The sequence below is a fragment of the Microbacterium sp. LWH10-1.2 genome, assembly GCF_038397765.1.
Classification (GTDB): Bacteria; Actinomycetota; Actinomycetes; order Actinomycetales; family Microbacteriaceae; genus Microbacterium; species Microbacterium natoriense.
In genome coordinates, this window is the sequence record NZ_CP151638.1 from 2,531,669 (window position 1) to 2,547,391 (window position 15,723).

General features: G+C 68.8%; 23 protein-coding genes. 3 read left to right on the plus strand and 20 right to left on the minus strand.

Features of this window, described 5'->3' with window-relative positions; all coding sequences use genetic code 11:
* The 3 genes from rpsI to MRBLWH10_RS12055 form a co-directional block, all read right to left on the minus strand.
* On the minus strand, positions 1–486 hold the full coding sequence (gene rpsI, locus MRBLWH10_RS12045; protein WP_105672677.1) for a 30S ribosomal protein S9: 486 nt from the start codon (positions 484–486) through the stop codon (positions 1–3).
* A 27-nt stretch (positions 487–513) separates the two neighbouring features.
* Positions 514–960, minus strand: coding sequence for a 50S ribosomal protein L13 (rplM, locus tag MRBLWH10_RS12050; protein ID WP_105672676.1), 447 nt, complete (start codon positions 958–960; stop codon positions 514–516).
* Between the two features lie 221 nt (positions 961–1,181).
* Positions 1,182–1,934 carry an MBL fold metallo-hydrolase gene (locus tag MRBLWH10_RS12055; RefSeq protein WP_341940050.1) on the minus strand — a complete coding sequence of 251 codons (753 nt, stop codon included), beginning with the start codon at positions 1,932–1,934 and terminating at the stop codon, positions 1,182–1,184.
* Positions 1,935–2,004: 70 nt separating this feature from the next.
* On the opposite strand from MRBLWH10_RS12055, the gene MRBLWH10_RS12060 reads away from it, so the two are divergent.
* Complete coding sequence (locus MRBLWH10_RS12060) at positions 2,005–2,964, plus strand: helix-turn-helix domain-containing protein (RefSeq protein WP_341940051.1); 960 nt, start codon at positions 2,005–2,007, stop codon at positions 2,962–2,964.
* Position 2,965: 1 nt separating this feature from the next.
* Here MRBLWH10_RS12060 and MRBLWH10_RS12065 read toward each other — a convergent pair whose 3' ends face one another.
* The 6 genes from MRBLWH10_RS12065 to MRBLWH10_RS12090 all read right to left on the minus strand — a co-directional run bounded on the left by MRBLWH10_RS12065 (position 2,966) and on the right by MRBLWH10_RS12090 (position 8,062).
* Complete coding sequence (locus MRBLWH10_RS12065; RefSeq protein ID WP_105672673.1) at positions 2,966–3,634, minus strand: endonuclease/exonuclease/phosphatase family protein; 669 nt, start codon at positions 3,632–3,634, stop codon at positions 2,966–2,968.
* 43 nt (positions 3,635–3,677) lie between these two features.
* A complete protein-coding gene (locus MRBLWH10_RS12070; protein WP_341940052.1) occupies positions 3,678–4,559 on the minus strand; it encodes a hypothetical protein in 882 nt (293 codons plus the stop codon).
* Between the two features lie 172 nt (positions 4,560–4,731).
* On the minus strand, positions 4,732–5,577 hold the full coding sequence (truA, locus tag MRBLWH10_RS12075) for a tRNA pseudouridine(38-40) synthase TruA (protein ID WP_341940053.1): 846 nt from the start codon (positions 5,575–5,577) through the stop codon (positions 4,732–4,734).
* 9 nt (positions 5,578–5,586) lie between these two features.
* Entirely contained in the window at positions 5,587–6,060 is a 474-nt protein-coding gene (gene rraA / locus MRBLWH10_RS12080) for a ribonuclease E activity regulator RraA (RefSeq protein ID WP_341940054.1), read from the minus strand.
* Positions 6,060–7,598 (minus strand): APC family permease, encoded by a 1,539-nt coding sequence (locus MRBLWH10_RS12085; RefSeq protein ID WP_341940055.1) that lies wholly within the window; start codon positions 7,596–7,598, stop codon positions 6,060–6,062. Before MRBLWH10_RS12085 ends, rraA begins: the two co-directional genes overlap by 1 nt.
* A 98-nt stretch (positions 7,599–7,696) precedes the next feature.
* On the minus strand, positions 7,697–8,062 hold the full coding sequence (locus MRBLWH10_RS12090; protein WP_223586978.1) for a helix-turn-helix domain-containing protein: 366 nt from the start codon (positions 8,060–8,062) through the stop codon (positions 7,697–7,699).
* Positions 8,063–8,156: 94 nt separating this feature from the next.
* Between MRBLWH10_RS12090 and MRBLWH10_RS12095 the strand changes: the two genes are divergently transcribed.
* Together MRBLWH10_RS12095 and MRBLWH10_RS12100 are read left to right on the plus strand one after the other, a co-directional pair.
* Positions 8,157–9,002 carry an SDR family oxidoreductase gene (locus tag MRBLWH10_RS12095; protein ID WP_341940056.1) on the plus strand — a complete coding sequence of 282 codons (846 nt, stop codon included), beginning with the start codon at positions 8,157–8,159 and terminating at the stop codon, positions 9,000–9,002.
* A 255-nt stretch (positions 9,003–9,257) separates the two neighbouring features.
* Positions 9,258–10,793 carry an amino acid permease gene (locus MRBLWH10_RS12100; RefSeq protein WP_341940057.1) on the plus strand — a complete coding sequence of 512 codons (1,536 nt, stop codon included), beginning with the start codon at positions 9,258–9,260 and terminating at the stop codon, positions 10,791–10,793.
* Positions 10,794–10,809: 16 nt separating this feature from the next.
* Here the strand turns inward: MRBLWH10_RS12100 and MRBLWH10_RS12105 are convergent, their stop codons facing one another.
* From MRBLWH10_RS12105 to MRBLWH10_RS12155, 11 genes are all read right to left on the minus strand, one after another.
* Positions 10,810–11,151, minus strand: a complete 342-nt coding sequence (locus MRBLWH10_RS12105; protein ID WP_341940058.1) for a hypothetical protein — start codon at positions 11,149–11,151, stop codon at positions 10,810–10,812.
* Positions 11,148–11,774: an Asp23/Gls24 family envelope stress response protein gene (locus MRBLWH10_RS12110; RefSeq protein WP_105672780.1), complete on the minus strand. Its 627-nt coding sequence runs from the start codon at positions 11,772–11,774 to the stop codon at positions 11,148–11,150. Before MRBLWH10_RS12110 ends, MRBLWH10_RS12105 begins: the two co-directional genes overlap by 4 nt.
* Positions 11,771–12,337, minus strand: a complete 567-nt coding sequence (locus MRBLWH10_RS12115) for a sigma-70 family RNA polymerase sigma factor (RefSeq protein WP_341940059.1) — start codon at positions 12,335–12,337, stop codon at positions 11,771–11,773. The genes MRBLWH10_RS12110 and MRBLWH10_RS12115 overlap by 4 nt, the downstream gene beginning before the upstream one ends.
* A 111-nt stretch (positions 12,338–12,448) precedes the next feature.
* Positions 12,449–12,715 (minus strand): GlsB/YeaQ/YmgE family stress response membrane protein, encoded by a 267-nt coding sequence (locus tag MRBLWH10_RS12120; protein ID WP_105672665.1) that lies wholly within the window; start codon positions 12,713–12,715, stop codon positions 12,449–12,451.
* 54 nt (positions 12,716–12,769) lie between these two features.
* Entirely contained in the window at positions 12,770–12,943 is a 174-nt protein-coding gene (locus MRBLWH10_RS12125) for a CsbD family protein (protein ID WP_223586982.1), read from the minus strand.
* Between the two features lie 61 nt (positions 12,944–13,004).
* Positions 13,005–13,226 (minus strand): hypothetical protein, encoded by a 222-nt coding sequence (locus MRBLWH10_RS12130; protein ID WP_341940060.1) that lies wholly within the window; start codon positions 13,224–13,226, stop codon positions 13,005–13,007.
* Positions 13,227–13,250: 24 nt separating this feature from the next.
* Positions 13,251–13,865, minus strand: a complete 615-nt coding sequence (locus MRBLWH10_RS12135) for a hypothetical protein (RefSeq protein WP_341940061.1) — start codon at positions 13,863–13,865, stop codon at positions 13,251–13,253.
* The gene (locus tag MRBLWH10_RS12140; protein ID WP_341940062.1) at positions 13,862–14,428 is read right to left on the minus strand and encodes a hypothetical protein; all 567 of its coding nucleotides are present in this window, start codon (positions 14,426–14,428) and stop codon (positions 13,862–13,864) included. Before MRBLWH10_RS12140 ends, MRBLWH10_RS12135 begins: the two co-directional genes overlap by 4 nt.
* Entirely contained in the window at positions 14,425–14,772 is a 348-nt protein-coding gene (locus MRBLWH10_RS12145; RefSeq protein WP_146114254.1) for a hypothetical protein, read from the minus strand. Before MRBLWH10_RS12145 ends, MRBLWH10_RS12140 begins: the two co-directional genes overlap by 4 nt.
* On the minus strand, positions 14,769–14,960 hold the full coding sequence (locus tag MRBLWH10_RS12150) for a DUF2273 domain-containing protein (protein ID WP_105672659.1): 192 nt from the start codon (positions 14,958–14,960) through the stop codon (positions 14,769–14,771). The genes MRBLWH10_RS12145 and MRBLWH10_RS12150 overlap by 4 nt, the downstream gene beginning before the upstream one ends.
* Positions 14,957–15,403: an Asp23/Gls24 family envelope stress response protein gene (locus MRBLWH10_RS12155; protein WP_105672779.1), complete on the minus strand. Its 447-nt coding sequence runs from the start codon at positions 15,401–15,403 to the stop codon at positions 14,957–14,959. Before MRBLWH10_RS12155 ends, MRBLWH10_RS12150 begins: the two co-directional genes overlap by 4 nt.
* Positions 15,404–15,723: the final 320 nt, after the last annotated feature.

The following is a 15,723-nucleotide window of genomic DNA, read 5'->3' on the forward strand; positions in this document are numbered from 1 at the left end:
TTAGCGCTTCGAGTACTGAGGCGCCTTGCGGGCCTTCTTGAGACCGGCCTTCTTGCGCTCCTTGACGCGAGCGTCACGGGAGAGGAAGCCGGCCTTCTTCAGGGTCGGGCGGTTGTTCTCGGCGTCGATCTCGTTCAGCGCACGGGCGATGCCGAGGCGGAGCGCACCGGCCTGACCCGAGGGGCCACCACCGGAGATGCGGGCGATGACGTCGTAGCCGCCGGCGAGGTTGAGGACCGTGAACGGGTCGTTGATCAGCTGCTGGTGCAGCTTGTTCGGGAAGTAGTCCTCGAGGGTACGGCCGTTGACCGTGATGGTGCCGGCGCCGGGGATCAGACGCACGCGGGCGATGGCCTGCTTGCGACGACCAACGGCGGCACCCGGGACGCTCAGCACGGGGCGGGGAGCCGCCTCGACTGCTTCGGTCTCGGGAGTCGACGTCGAGAAGTTCTGGAGGTTTTCGGTGGTGTCCTGGATGTCAGCCACGAGTATGTCCTTAAGTCTTTACGGCGCTTACTGGGCGACCTGGTCGAGGGTGTACGGCGTCGGCTGCTGCGCGGCGTGCGGGTGCTCTGCACCGACGTACACCTTGAGCTTCGACAGCTGCTGACGGCCCAGGCTGTTCTTGGGGAGCATGCCACGGATGGCCTTCTCCACAGCGCGGACCGGGTTCTTCTCGAGGAGCTCGGCGTAGGTGACCGACTTCAGGCCGCCCGGGTAACCCGAGTGGCGGTAAGCCAGCTTCTTCTGGAGCTTCTGACCGGTGAGCGCGACCTTGTCGGCGTTCACGATGATGACGAAGTCACCCGAGTCGATGTGGTTGGCGAAGGTCGGCTTGTGCTTGCCACGCAGGAGCGTAGCGGCGTGCGAAGCCAGACGGCCGAGAACGACGTCAGTGGCGTCGATGACGACCCAGTCACGCTGGACCTCGCCGGCCTTCGGGGTGTAAGTGCGCGTCACGATAGTGCTGCTTTCTTGTTCGAACGGAGAAGTTCGTGAATCCCACTCCGGGGTGGTTCTCTCCCCAGGGGGAGGAACACGCCAGTGGAGGGCTCACGTTCGCGGCACTCGGCAGTCGAGTACCAAAGTGACAGCTTACGTCATCGGAGCCGGTTCCCCAAAACCGCGCCTCCCTGCCGGAGAGCCCGTCTCCGGCAGGGAGGTCGGCGAGGCGCCTCGCCTCAGCCGATGGCGACGCGCTCACCCGGTGTGAGGATGCGCAGCCGACCGGCGCTCCCCGCGTGCTCGAACATGCCGATGAGACGCTCACGGGTCTCCGAGAAGTGGAACCATCCCTCTGCGTGCACGGGCACGATGATCGCGCCGGCCAGCGCCTCGGCCGCTTCGAGCGCGGTGCGGGCGTTGAGGGTGAGGTCGACGTCGCCGAACCTGCCGACGTTGGCCGCACCGGTGAAGAGCACGGCGACCTCGATGCGCGGGAAGCGCTCGGCGATCTCGCGCACGAGGGCGACGGAGGCGTTGTCTCCCGACACGTACACGGTCGGCTCGCCCGCCGCCTCGAGGACGAAACCGGTGACGACGCCGGTGAGCGCCTCGGCTCCCTCCGGACCGTGCAGCGCCGGCACCGCCGTGATCACGGCGTCGCCGACGCGGTGCCGCTGCCACGGGTCAAGACCGGTGACGTGCGGGATGCGCTCGGCCGAGTCCGGCGTGCCGAGCACCAGGGGGACCTCGGCGAGCAGCGCGCGCCCCGCGGAGTCCAGATTGTCCTCGTGCTGGTCGTGGGAGAGCAGCACCACGTCGACGGGGCCGAGATCCGCGGCGGCGACTGCGGGGCCGACGAGCTTGTGCAGCGTGATCGGACCGGGGTACGCGCCGGGCTCGTCGAACGTCGGGTCCGTGAGGATCGAGAGTCCCGCATAGGTGAAGTGGAGCGTCGGGCCGCCGATCAGAAGGGCTGGGATCTGTGTCATGGCATCAGTCTTCGGCATCCGTCGCGGTCGATCCAGTGGCCTTGAGGAATCTCTCCGATAGGATCAGGCCATGAGGAGACGAACCGTCGCGGTGCTCGCATTCCCGCAGATCAGCCCCTTCCACCTGTCGGTGCCGACGCTCGTGTTCGGCGGCGCGGGGCTCGACGGCGTCGAGGGCCTCTACGACGTCACCGTGTGCGCGGAGCACCCAGGGTCCATGCCCACCGGTGCGGGGTACGCGATCCAGGTGGACGCGGGGCTGGAGACGATGGCCGTCGCCGACCTCGTCGTCATCCCGAGCTGGCGCGAGGGCATGACGCCCTCCCCCGCCCTTCTCGACGCCGTCACGTCGGCCCACGCCCGCGGCGCCAGGGTGGTGGGGCTCTGCCTCGGGACGTTCGTCGTGTCGGCATCCGGCATCGCCGACGGCCGGGAGGTCTCCACGCACTGGGCCGCCGCGGCGAGACTCACCTCGGAGCAGCCGCAGGTCGAGGTCCGCGACGACGTGCTGTGGACCGACCTGGGCGACGTCATCACGTCGGCCGGCGCCGCAGCCGCCCTGGACTGCTGCCTGCACATCGTGCGCTCCGACCACGGCGCCACAGCCGCGACCGCCCTGGCGAGGGCGCTCGTGCTGGCACCGCACCGCACCGGCTCGCAAGCGCAGTACATCCCGGCACCGGTGGTCGCGGCCTCCGCGGACGACCCGATCGGACGCGCGATGATCTGGGCGCGCGCCCGCCTCACCGAGGTCTTCGATCTCGACGAGTGGGCGGAGGCCGTGCACCTCTCGCGGAGGACGTTCACGCGGCGGTTCCGCGAGCGCACGGGCACGAGCCCGCAGCAGTGGCTGCTTGATCAGCGGGTGGATGCCGCCCGCACCCTGCTCGAGAGCTCGGACGAGTCGGTCGACCGCATCGCTGAGCTCGCCGGATTCGGAAGCGCGGTGTCGCTGCGCCTGCACTTCCGCCAGCGCCTTGGCGTCAGCCCGGCGGCGCACCGCTCGACGTTCCGGGTCGGGGCCGCATGAATCAGTCGAGTCGAGCGGTCACCAGGATCGGGCGATGGTCGCTCATGCCCTGAGGCAGGGTCGTGACGCGTTCGATCTCGAACCCCGAAGAGGTCGCGAAGTCGTAGTGCCCGCGGAACACGCGATACCGCGTGTACGTGTGATCGTCGCTGAGCGTGAGCGCGTAGCCGTGCTCACGCACGGCGTCGCCGAGGTTCTCCTTGAACACGGGGTAGTTGTAGTCGCCGACCATGAGCTGCGGGAGTCCGGCGCCGAGCGCGGCGAGCTGGGTGAGCGCGGCGCGGATCTGATGCCTCCGCAGTGAGTTCAGCGCGGTGAGCGGTGCCGCATGGAAGGACGCCACGATCAGCTCGCGTCCCTCGTCGATCTCGAGCAGTCGCACCCCGAGAACCCTCTCGTGGGCGGGCTTCGCGATCCGGTCGTGCAGCGACTTCTTCAGCTCGAGGGTCTTCACGCCCAGCACCCGGAACGTGCTCGCGCGGTAATACAGGGCGAGGCCAAGGCGATTGCCCTGGGTCGCCTCGGCGAGCACGAGGTCTCCGATGCGCTCGGGAAGCTCCTGCACATCGCACTCCTGCAGGCAGAGGACGTCGGGATCGTGCACGCCGACCAGCTCGACGAGCTCGCTCGCGGCGCGATGCTTCTGGAGGTTGTACGAGATGACCTTCATGACACTCACACGCTACCCGTCGGTGCTGAGCGGTCGCGATGAATCACCTGTCATAGCCCCAGCGGATGCCGAGCATCCCCGGACCGAAGCCGTGCCTGGCGAGGTGCACCGACCCCGACCTCACCGCACGCGCCGTGGACGCGTACTCCTCCTCCGTCTCGAGGAACTCCTCGCACCAGCTCGGCACGGCATCCGGATGGAAGCGCACCCAGATCAGCGTCTCCCTCGCGGCCCTCGACGTCGCGTGCCAGACGGACTGCCGTGGCGGATGCCCTGGCGGATAGGTCTCGGTGAACTCGATGAGCGTCGTGCCGCCCGTCGTGATGGGCTCGTCGAGGGCGATCACCACCCCGGAGAGGAGACGCCCCGGATGCAGGTATTCGCGGTCGACCCGACCGCCGATGACGTCGGAGAACACCGACATGACGTCGCTCTCGACCGGGGTCGCGTCGATGAGGGGGACCTCGGTGATCGTGCCCTTGGTCGACTGCACGAGCGCCCTCGTGACCACGCGCTCGACGGCTCCGTCGCGACCGACGTGCGCGACGTACTGGGTGGACAGATCCCGCAGCGAGTCCTGAGGAGCCGACCGCAGCGCGACGAGGGTCTCCTCCGCCTCGCGCTGCACCCTCTCCTCGTCGAAGGGGAGCTTCGGGGGCGCCACCGTCCCGAGCCGCGCCGAGGGCCCGAGCAGGCTCGTCAGGTGACCGCGGTCGAGGGCGAGGCGATCCTCGATGCCCTCGACGACGCTCAGCGACTGCGCGCCCTCCGGTTGCCGCGCCCCCGATCGCCAGTAGCTCAGCGTCGCCATCGACACCGGGTTGCCGTCGTCGTTCAGCAGCGCCTGCAGACGCGCGAGCGTCATGCCGCGTTCAGAGATCGCGACGCGCAGTGCGGCCGCGAACGCCGATGTCCGATCCGTCACAGTTCTCCCTGCCGTCGTGTGAAGGAGCCTCGTCTACAGTCAGCATACGGATTCGCGCTCGCCTCCCCTCAGAGCGGCGGCCCGTCATCACCGTCAGACGGCTGGGGCCTTCGGGTGAACGTCCGTTGCGGCTGCCCTTCTTTGGGGGAAGGACAGCCGCAACGGAGCCCCGTCAGTCGTCGGACGTGCGGCGTGCGCGCGTCTGCTCGGCCCGCGTCGACAGCAGCTCGTCGGCCGGATAGCCGACCTCGGTGAGGGTCAGGCCGCGCGCGGCGAGCACCTTGAACTCGCTCGTCCTGGCGAGGGCGTCGCGCAGCACGGCGACATCCGCCACGTCGAGTCGTCCCTCGCCGACCGCGGCGCACGCTCCGACGAGGGCGCGCACCATGCTGTGGCAGAACGCGTCCGCCTTGAGCTCCGCGACGAGCACGCCGTCGGCATCCCGCGCCCAGCGGTACTCGAGAAGGGTGCGGATCGTCGTGGCCTCTTCGCGGGGCTTGCAGTACGCCGCGAAGTCGTGGAGGCCGATCAGCGTCTGCGCTGCGGCATCCATCGCCTGCTCGTCCAGGACGCCTCGATGGGTGGTCGTGTTCAGCCGGCGCAGCGGATCGTAGCCGGAGGCCTCGTCGGCGAGCCGGTATCGATACCGCCGCCACACCGCGGAGAAGCGGGCGTCGAAGCCCTCGGGCGCCGGCGAGGAGCGGGACACCGTGACGTCCGGGTAGGCGCCGAGCACACCGCGTATGCGACCGGCGAGGGAGCCGGCTGGATCGTGCGCCGCCTTCCCGTGCCGCGACTCGACGCGCGACCACTGCTCATCGTCGAGGTCGACGTGGACGACCTGGCCGGAGGCGTGCACGCCGGCATCCGTCCGCCCGGCGACCACGAACTGCACCGGAGAGCCGACGATGCGGGCCAGTGCGTCTTCCAGCGTGCCCTGCACGGTGCGCAGGCCCGGCTGCTTGGCCCACCCGCGGAAGTGGGTGCCGTCGTAAGCGATGTCGAGCCGGATGCGCACTCATCAAGACTAGGACAGGCGCTCGACCAGGATGCCGTCCTCATCGCTGTACAGGTGCGCGCCCACCGCGAACTCCACGCCGCCGAACGAGACGGTGACGTCGACCTCGCCCGCGCCGAGCTTCGCGCTCTTGCGCGGGTTGGTGCCGAGAGCCTTCACTCCGAGGTCGAGTCCGTCGATCGCGACGCTGTCGCGGATGCCGCCGTTGATCACGACGCCCGCCCATCCGTTCTGAACGGCCGACGCGGCGATCAGATCGCCCATCAGTGCGGTGTTCAGCGATCCTCCCCCGTCGATCACGAGCACGGCGCCCTCACCCGGCGTGGCCAGGAGGGACTTCACGAGGGCGTTGTCCTCGAGGCACCGCACCGTGCGGATGGGGCCGTCGAACGCCCGCCGCCGGCCGAAGGAGCGCAGTTGCAGCGGAAGCGACTGGATGCCGTCGCCGAGCTCGTCGTACAGGTCGGCGGTGGCGAACGCCATCAGATGCCGCCGTCGATCGAGCGGATGAAGTCGCCCGGCTCGTCGGGCACCATGACCTCGGTCTCCATGTTCAGGCTCTCGCCGCGGAAGAACCGCTTCGACCGCGGGAAGAGGAACCAGATGAACATCAGCACGATGCCGATCGCCAGCGAGCCGATACCGACGACGAACGTGCCGCCGATGCCGAGGAGCACGGTGTTGCCGTAGTCCACGTCCCACATGTCGATCGCCGACTGCACGAAGGCCGCGGCCAGCATGAGTCCGCCCAGCAGCGGGAACAGCCCCTTGAAGAAGAAGTCACGCGGCGAGCGCATGAGGTCCTTGCGGAAGTACCAGACGCACGCGAACCCGGTGATCGAGTAGTAGAAGGCGATCGCGAGGCCGAGCGAGAGGATCGAGTCCTGCAGGATGTTGTCGCTGATGAGCGTCATCCCGACGTAGTACGCGATCGCGACGATGCCCATGATGATGGTCGAGAACGACGGGGTCTTGAAGGTCGGGTGCACGTCCTTGAACTTCGCGGGCAGCGCACGGTACACGCCCATCGCGAGGGTGCCGCGGGCGGTCGGGAGGATCGTCGTCTGCGTGGACGAGATGGCCGAGATGATGACCGCGACGACCAGCACCCAGCCGAACGGGCCCAGCAGGCCGTCCTTGATGCCGAGGAAGAAGTCGTCGGCGTTCGCCTCGTTGCCCAGGCCCGTGCCCGTCTCGCCGAGTCCCGCGTACATCATGGCGGCGATCGTCACGGCGACGTAGGTGAAGAGCAGGATGACGCAGGTGAGCACAGCGGCGCGACCGGGGATCCGCTTGGGGTCCTTGGTCTCCTCGTTCAGAGCGAGGCAGGTGTCCCACCCCCAGTAGATGAACAGCGCGAGCAGGATCGCCTCGGTGAAGCCCGACCACGAGGTGAAGGCGAACGGGTTCATCCACTCCCACGAGAAGTCGATGGCGTCGGGGGCGTTGCCGCTGACGATCTGCCAGAAGACGGCGACGATGAAGACGACGAGAGCGAGGTACTGGATGCCGAGCAGGACGTTCTGGATGCGCTCGCCGATCTCGACCCCGCGCCAGCTGACCCAGGTCATGGCGGCGATGAAGAGCACCGCGACGACGATCACGCGCCAGTCGTTGTTCTCCAGGTCGACGCCGATCAATGACCAGAAGTAGACCGACGCGATCTGCGCGAGATTGGCGAGCACCACCATGCCGGCCACCGCGACGCCCCAGCCGCCCATCCAGCCCACCCACGGGCCGAAGGCCTTGGTGCCCCACGTGAAGGTGGTGCCGCAGTCGGGCACGGCGTTGTTGAGCTCGCGGTACGCGAAGGCGATGAGCAGCATCGGCACGAAGGCGAGCACGAAGGCGATGGGCGCCTGCGCGCCGACGGCGATGACCACCCAGCCCAGCGAGGCGACCAGCGAGTACACGGGTGCCGTGGATGCCAGGCCGATGACGGTCGATCCCCAGAGCCCCAGTGTCCCCGCTGCCAGTCCCTTGCCGTCGGGTCGTTCCAGATGGATTGGCGTCGTTGACATGTTCAGATAGTAGGGCACCTACTGTTTTCGGGTCAACCACCTACGGATACCAATGGAATCCGTCTTCACAGCGGTGCCAAACAACAGAATCCGAAGGTTCAGTCCCGTCCGAGCATCCCATCGGAGTGCTCAGCCACCCAGGCGACCAGAGGGAGCATCCTCTCCATCAGGTCACGCCCCAGCGGAGTGAGGCTGTACTCGACGTGCGGAGGGACCGCCGGCAGGGACTCCCGGTGCACGATGCCGTCCTCGGCGAGGGTGCGCAGAGTGGAGGCCAGCATCTTCTCGCTGATGCCGCCGACCTCTCGACGCAGCTCACCCCAGCGGCGCGTCCCGTCGGAGAGGCAGGAGAGCACCAGCACGCCCCACTTGCTCATGACGTGGTCGAGGATGACCCGCGTGCTGCAACCGGGGTCGAAGAGCATGGGAGACGATCCCTTTATCTGCGCAAAACTCACCGTCATGTAGGTACCTTACTTCAAAGTGGGTACCCACACTCTGGAATGTAAGGCCTTCCCGAGCGGGTTGTGGCTGGTGTCACCTACGAAAGGACACCCCATGACCATCCTCGTCACCGGAGCCACCGGGAACCTCGGCCGCCTGATCATCGAGAGCCTGATCGAGCGCGGTGCGTCCGCCGATCAGATCGTCGCCGGAGCGCGCGACGTCGCGAAGGCCGCCGACCTCGGCGTCCGCGCCGTGCACCTCGACTACACCGACCCCGCGTCCGTCTCCGCCGCCCTCGACGGCGTCGACTCGGTGGTCCTGGTCTCCAGCTCCGAAGTCGGCCAGCGCTTCGCGCAGCACAAGGCCGTGATCGACGCCGCCGCCGCCGCGGGGGTGACGAAGTTCGTCTACACCAGCGCCCCGAAGGCCACCACGACCGATCTGATCCTGGCACCCGAGCACAAGGCCACGGAGGAGGCGATCGCCGCGTCCGGTCTTCCGTCGGTGATCCTGCGCAACAACTGGTACACCGAGAACTACGTGCGCGACCTCGCCACCGCGGCGGAGAGCGGCGTGCTCGCCGCCGGCGTCGGCGACGGCCGGGTGGCATCGGCCAGCCGCAAGGACTTCGCGGATGCCGCGGCCGTCGTCCTCCTCGAAGACGGCCACCTCGGCCAGGTCTACGAGCTCGGCGGCGACGTCGCGTGGAACTACGACGAGCTGGCTGCGGCATTCGCCGAGATCACCGGCCGCGAGGTCTCGTACGTGCGTCTCGACGCCGACGAGCAGGTCGCCGCACTCCGCGCCGCGGGTCTCGACGAGGGCACCGCAGGGTTCGTGGCCGCGCTCGACGCCGGTATCCGCGACGGTGCGCTCGCCGACACGGACGGCACGCTCGCGCGCCTCATCGGCCGTCCGACGACGCCTCTCGTCGACGGACTGCGCGCCGCTGCCTGACGCCGCGAGCACGGGTGGGCGGTGCGGTCGCGATCTCCCTCGCGATGAGCGCACCGCCCGCCCGCAGGCGATCGTCGTCGGCCTGCGGCGATCCGCGAAGAGCCCTGCCGAGGGGACGGGTGAGGTGAGAAAGTTGCCGCCATCCGAACGGAAATGTGCTAAATATCTACAACAGGATCTTTAACTCGCACCCTGCCCATCGGAATCGATCCGCGAGGTCGAGCCACTCGTTCAATGATGATCGGAAGGCCGCAGATGAACACCCGTCCCACGACCCCGTCGGCTCTCGCTGACGGCGAGCACCTCAAAGTCCTCGGATATGACGACACCTTCGACCGGTCGATGAGCCTCTGGGCCAACTTCGCCCTCGGATTCACCTACCTGTCCCCGCTCGTGGGCGTGTACTCGCTCTTCGCCCTCGCCTTGAGCGTCGGAGGTCCGCCGTCGGTGTGGTGGATCTTCATCGTCGGCGCGGGCCAGCTCCTCGTGTCCCTCGTGTTCGGAGAGGTCGTCTCGCAGTATCCGATCCACGGCGGCATCTACCCCTGGGCGCGTCGACTGTGGGGGCGCCGATACGCCTGGATGGCCGCGTGGGTCTACATCTGGGCGATGATCGTCACCGTGACGGCGGTCGCCGAGTTCGGCTCCGGATTCACCGCGAGTCTGTTCGGCCTGGAGCCGACCCCCACGACCACGCTGCTGCTCACGCTCGCGCTGCTGCTTCTCGCTCTGCTCATCAACTTCTCCGGAACCAAGTGGCTGGGACGCGTCGCCCGCATCGGGCTCGCCGCCGAACTCGCCGGCGTCATCGGAGTGGGCCTGTACCTCCTGCTGTTCCAGCGCAAGCAGGAGTTCAGCGTCTTCTTCGACACGATGGGAGTCGAGGGCGACGGCAGCTACGCGACCGCGTTCTTCGGAGCCGCGCTCGCCGGGCTGTTCCTGTTCTACGGGTTCGAGGCCTGCGGCGACGTCGCGGAGGAGGTGTCCCAGCCCGCCCGTCGCATCCCGCGGGCGATGGTGCTGACGATCCTCGTCGGAGGCGTCTCCGCCCTGTTCTCGTTCGTCGGCTATGTGCTCGCGGCTCCCGATCTGCAGGCCATCGTCGCCGGCGAGAACGCCGATCCGATCCCCGGCATCCTCGAATCCGCACTCGGAACCGTGGGCGCCAAGATCTTCCTCGTCATCGCCGTCACCGCCTTCATCTCCTGCGTGCTCAGCCTCCAGGCCGCCGCCAGCCGCCTCCTGTTCTCCTTCGCACGCGACGGGATGCTGCCCGGCCATCGCTGGCTGTCGAAGATCTCGCCCAGGAACAAGGTGCCCACCAACGCGCTGATCGTCGCCTGCACGATTCCGGCGATCATCGCGGTGCTCGTGTGGATCAATCCGGACCTGCTGGTGGCCGTCACCGCGTTCGCCGTGCTCGGCATCTACGTCGCGTTCCAGATGGTCGTGCTCGGCGCCCTGCGCCAGCGTCTGCGCGGATGGCGACCGGCCGGTCCCTTCTCGCTGGGTGCCTGGGGAATCGTCGTCAATGCCCTCGCCCTCGCCTACGGCGTGTTCGCGATGGTGCTCCTCGCGCTCCCCGGCTCCTCCGGCGATGTCGTCACCGACTGGATCGTCCTGATCGGGCTCGGCGTCGTCGTGGTCACGGGAATCGCCTACCTCCTCATCGCTCGCCCCGACGGGAAGTCCGATGCCCCCGAGGGCGACGCGATCACCGTCGCCGAGGAGATCCGACGCCGCACGGGCGCGATCCCCCTCCCCCAGGCCTCTCGGCGCACGCCGCGCTGACGGGCGGGAGCCGCGACTACTCGTGCACGTGCACGACGGTGAGCCGGATGCCCGACGCCTCCAGCCCCTCCGCCTCGAGCATCGCCGCGACCGCCGCGTGCACCGCGCGTACGGTGTCTGCGGCGCTCGCGGCGACCTCGACGGCGATCGAGACCTCGACGCCCACCCGGTCTCCGCCTCGGTCCACGACGACGAGCGGCTCGTCTCCGTCGCGCAGCCCCAGGGCCTCCGCCGCGCGGCCGACGAGGTTGGACGCGAGGGATCCGGAGCGGTACACGCTCTGCACGCCCGGAACCCGCCGCACCGCGGCCTCGATCTCGCCCGCGAGGGAGATGCGCTGCTCCTGCTCCTGCGTCATCGGCCTGCCCCCTCTTCCCAGGATGCGACGTCTTGGATGTCGCGCACCGTGATGTCGATCCCCACCACGTTGAGCTCGGTGTGCCGTCGCAACCGGTCTGCGACCTCGGCGCGCAGCCTCTCGACGAGGTTCGGGATGGGTTCCCCGTAGGGAACGCTGGCGTCGATGTCGATCCGGATCGGGGCACCGGGCTGCTCGGCGTCGCCGTCGAGCCGGCACCGGCCGACGAGCACGCCGGGGACGCTGCCCTCCGCCGCGCGCACGAGTCCGCGGACCGCGCCCTCGGTGATTCCGAGGTCGGCGCCGCCGACCTCGGACGCGATCGGGACGCGTCGTCCCGATCGGGCGTCCAGGACGATCCCGCTGAGGATGCGGTCCACCCAGCTGTCATCCACCTCCTGCTCCTCCGCCGCGTCGGCGGCGATGAGCTGTCCGGTCAAGGCACGAAGGCGAACCAGCGCATCGAGGGCGAGCTGGCATCCCGCGGATCCGTCGATGGACGGGTTCGCCGGAGTCCGATCGGCATCGAGGTAGTCGGTGAGCTCGTCGATCGTGTGACCGTCGAGATCCGCCGGCTCCAGCCCGAGTCGGCGCAGTTCGGGCGCGTCGTGTTCGTCGCTCATCGCCACTCCTCCATCCGTACGATGATGTACTTCCGGGCGCGGGCCAGCAGGCCGCGCGCCGTGGTGACGGGAATGTCGAGCTCCTCGGCGATCTCGTCATAGGAATATCCGCCGATCTCGCGGAGCACCCAGCACTCGCGCTGTCCGTCGGGCAGTTCGCGCAGTGCGGCGGCGAGCGCCTCGACCTCCGCACGTGTCTCGGCGATGCGCGGAGGCGACGCGTGCGACGGCGCCGGGTGCTCGACGTCGTCGATGTCGAGCACCGGCCGCTGCGCGCGCAGGCGGTCGACCGCCTTGCGGCTGACGATCCGCATGAGCCAGCTCTTCACCTTCGCGGGCTCGTCCAGCTCAGGGAGCCGCTGCCACGCCGTCACGAACGCGTCCTGCACGATGTCATCCACGTCGGCGGAGGCGTTCAGCATCCGCTGGGTGTACGCCCTCATCATCGGCGTGTACCTGCGCACGAGAACGGCGAACGCCGCGACGTCTCCGTCCATCGCACGTCCGGCGACGATGCCGTCGTCGGCGCGCTCAAGGGCGCTGCCCGAACGCCTGTCGTCCATTCCCCGCCCTTCCCCCATCTGACCGTCGGCCGGTCCGGGCCGGTGTCGCCACCGCCCCGGACCCAGCATCTCCCTGCAACGGGCATGCCTCGCCGAACTCTGTCCGCTTCCTCACGCCTTCGCGCGGCGTCCGACGAGCAATCCGTAGATCAGCAACACGATGAGCGAACCACCGATCGCGAGCACCCACGTGGAGAGCGAGAAGAACGAGTCGAGGCTCACGTTGAAGAGGAGCCCGCCCAGCCAGCCGCCGAGCATCGCGCCGACGATGCCGAGCAGGAGCGTGACGAACCAGCCGCCCGCCTGCTTTCCGGGCATGAGGAGTTTCGCGATCGCTCCGGCGATCAGTCCGAGGAGGAGGAATCCGAAGAAGCCCATGGTGTGTCCTTTCGATGAGATGGAGGCGGGGCCGTGTCGGCCCCGCCCGGTCCGCTACTTCTTGAACGCGTCCTTCACGTCCTCCGCGGCGTCCCTGATCTCGCCCTTGGCCTGCTCGGCCTTGCCCTCGGCGACGAGCTTGTCGTCGTTCATGACGTGCCCGACGGTCTCCTTGGCCTTGCCCGCGACCTTCTCGGCTGCGGCCTTGATCTTGTCCTGAGCGCTCATGGCGTCTCCCTTCCGTGAACGGCCCCGGATCTCGGGGCCGAGTCCTTGTCTCCCGTGCGCCTCAGCGCACGGCCTTCTGCAGCTTCCGCTGCGCGTCCTGGATCGACCGGCGCGTCTTCTTGGCCATCCGGGCGCGTGACTTCCGCGCGTCGGGGTTCGTCCACAGGCGCTCCAGCTGATGCCGGATGTCCTCGTAGTCCTTGCCCCGTGCCTTCGCCGTCTCCGCGCCCACGATGTAGGCCGCGATGGCGATGATCGCCACGATGATGATGTTCTTGCGCATGTCGTCCCTTCCTCGTCGTCGTACTCAGCGCACGCGTGTGCGCCGCTTCAGCCCGTCGCGCCAGCTCCGATCGGACAGGTGCAGCAGGATCGGTCCGCGGGTGCCCAGCAGCGCGTCCCAGTCATCGACCGCGGATTCGGCGGCGGTCACGACCCTCCGGAGAGAGGCGCCGCGCTGGACCGTCACGGCGAGCTCGATCGTCCGCGCCCGCCGGACGAGGTACGCGTTGGTGCGCGCGGCGAGGACGTCGGGCCGTTCCCCCAGAGTCCCGGCGAGCACCGCCTCCGCGACGTTGCGATCGACGACGGTGCTTCCGTGGGCGGCCTCGGCGCGCAGGATGTTCCTCGTCCTGCCTCCGCCTCGTGTGAAGACGAAGACGATCAGCAGGATCGTCAGCAGCAGCGCGATGCCCAGCGCGACCGGCAGCATCCCCGGAACGGACCCCGCCCCTGGCACGTCGACGCTCCACGAGCCGAACCGCGCCGAGAGGTCGTCGACGACCGTCGTCGCACGCTCTTGCCACGGGCTCAGCCACGGAGCCCCGATGCCGACCGCGAGCGCAGCCGCTCCCGCAACGAGGAGGATCAGCCCGAACACGAGCAGCAGCGCGCGGTTCAGCGCCCTGTTGGTGGAGGTCATGCGACCACTCCCCTCTCCGAGATGTAGACCTTCGGCGTCACGACGAATCCCAGGTCGGACACGGTGTCGACCGCCGTCTCCGCGACGGCGGATTCGTCGATGCGGATGCCGCTGGTCGGCGTCACCCGCACGGTCACGCGACGACGGGCGAGCGTGACCGAGACCTGTCTGCGGTCGATGCCGCACCGGGCCGCGACGGCATCCGCCACCGCATCCGCGAGCACTCCGTCGTCGACGAGGAGGGCGACCCGCTCTGTCGTGCGCGCCCTGCGCGCTCGACGCCCCGGGAGGACGGCGAGCAGCAGCAGGATCAGCGCGACGACGACGGCCACCGCTCCTGAGACGATGAGCGACACCCGGCCCGCATCGGGCGATGTCAGCTCTGCGATGCGAGCGGATGCCGCTTCACTGAACCGCGGATCGAGCAGACTCCACACGCCTCCGACGAGCAGGGCGAGCAGCAGCACGACCGCGACGGATGCCGCGACCACCGCCGCGACGGACCGCGAAGAGTGCGTCTCCCGGCGCAGCACGCGCCGATACGCTGCCTGTTCGGTGGTCATGCGACCCTCGTCTCTGCGATCTTCCTGACACCCGAGTAGCGGATGTCGACGGTCCCCACGGTTCGCCCGGCCAGCTCCTGCATCCCGCTGATCAGCCCGTGGCGGAGTGCGGCCCCGCTGTCGACGACGGATTCGCGCCGCGACCCCTGCAGGGCGACAGGAACCGTCACCGACACCCGGAGAGAACCCCGGTCGTCGGCCAGCGCGACCGAGACGTCGCGACGCGGAACGCGTGCGAGGTCTCGCGCCAGACCGACGGCCAGGTGCTCGAGGGCACGGGCGCTGACTGTCGTCCGCCCCGGAGCGCCCCCCGGCGCCGGTGCGGTGCGATCGTCGATCATCATGATGATGAACGCCGTCCCCTGAACGCATCGGCGAGCGCTCGTACATCGAGCCGCCCGTCGACGATCCGGCCGATGATCGCGCCGACGAGCATCGCCACGGCCACCAGGACGAACGCCCAGAACCCGAGGACGACCCAGGTCAGCGCGAGCGCTGCCCCTGCGGCGGCGCCGATCACCGAAGTGCTCACTGGACTCGCGCCTCCTGCGGCTGCTCGGCGCCGTCGTCGTCGGAGGGGATGTGGACGTCGTTGACGGTGACGTTGACCTCGGCGACCTCCATGCCCACGAGCTCGACCATGGCGTGCACGATCGCCGCGCGGACGTCATCGGCCACCTTCTGCAGCGAGACGGGGTACTCGGCGACGATCGTGACGTCGACCGCGACCTGCGTCTCCCCGACCTCGACGCTGATGCCCTGCGCGAGATCCGTCGTGTTCAGCGCGTCGCGGATGGCCCCAACCATGCGCGCGGCGCCTCCGCCGAGCGCGTACACGCCGCTGACATCGCGTGCGGCGATGCCCGCGATCTTCGCGACCACGCCATCCTCGATCGTCGTCTTCCCGGCCGCCGACGCCTGCGGCGCCGAAACGACCTGAGCCTTGGGCTGGGTGCCACCAGTCACATTCGCCATCATGAGCTCCTTCTCCGTGTGTCCGCGGCCGTTCCCGGCAGCGGGTCGCAATCGTGCGACACCACTAGGACGGATGCCGGAGTCGAAACGTCACAGATTCGTCGAAAAAAGATCTTCGCGGGGACATGACGGCAGGGCCGACCGGCATCCGATCACCGCGATGCCGACGGAGCCCGGTCCCGTCCTCAGTTGCGGCCTGTGCCACGCTCTTGGCATGAACTCCCCTGACGGCAAACCCTCCCGCCGCGGCGCCGTCATCGGTCTGCTGTTCTTCGTGATCGGCATACCGATCGCCGTGTCGCTGCTCATACTGTCGCTCT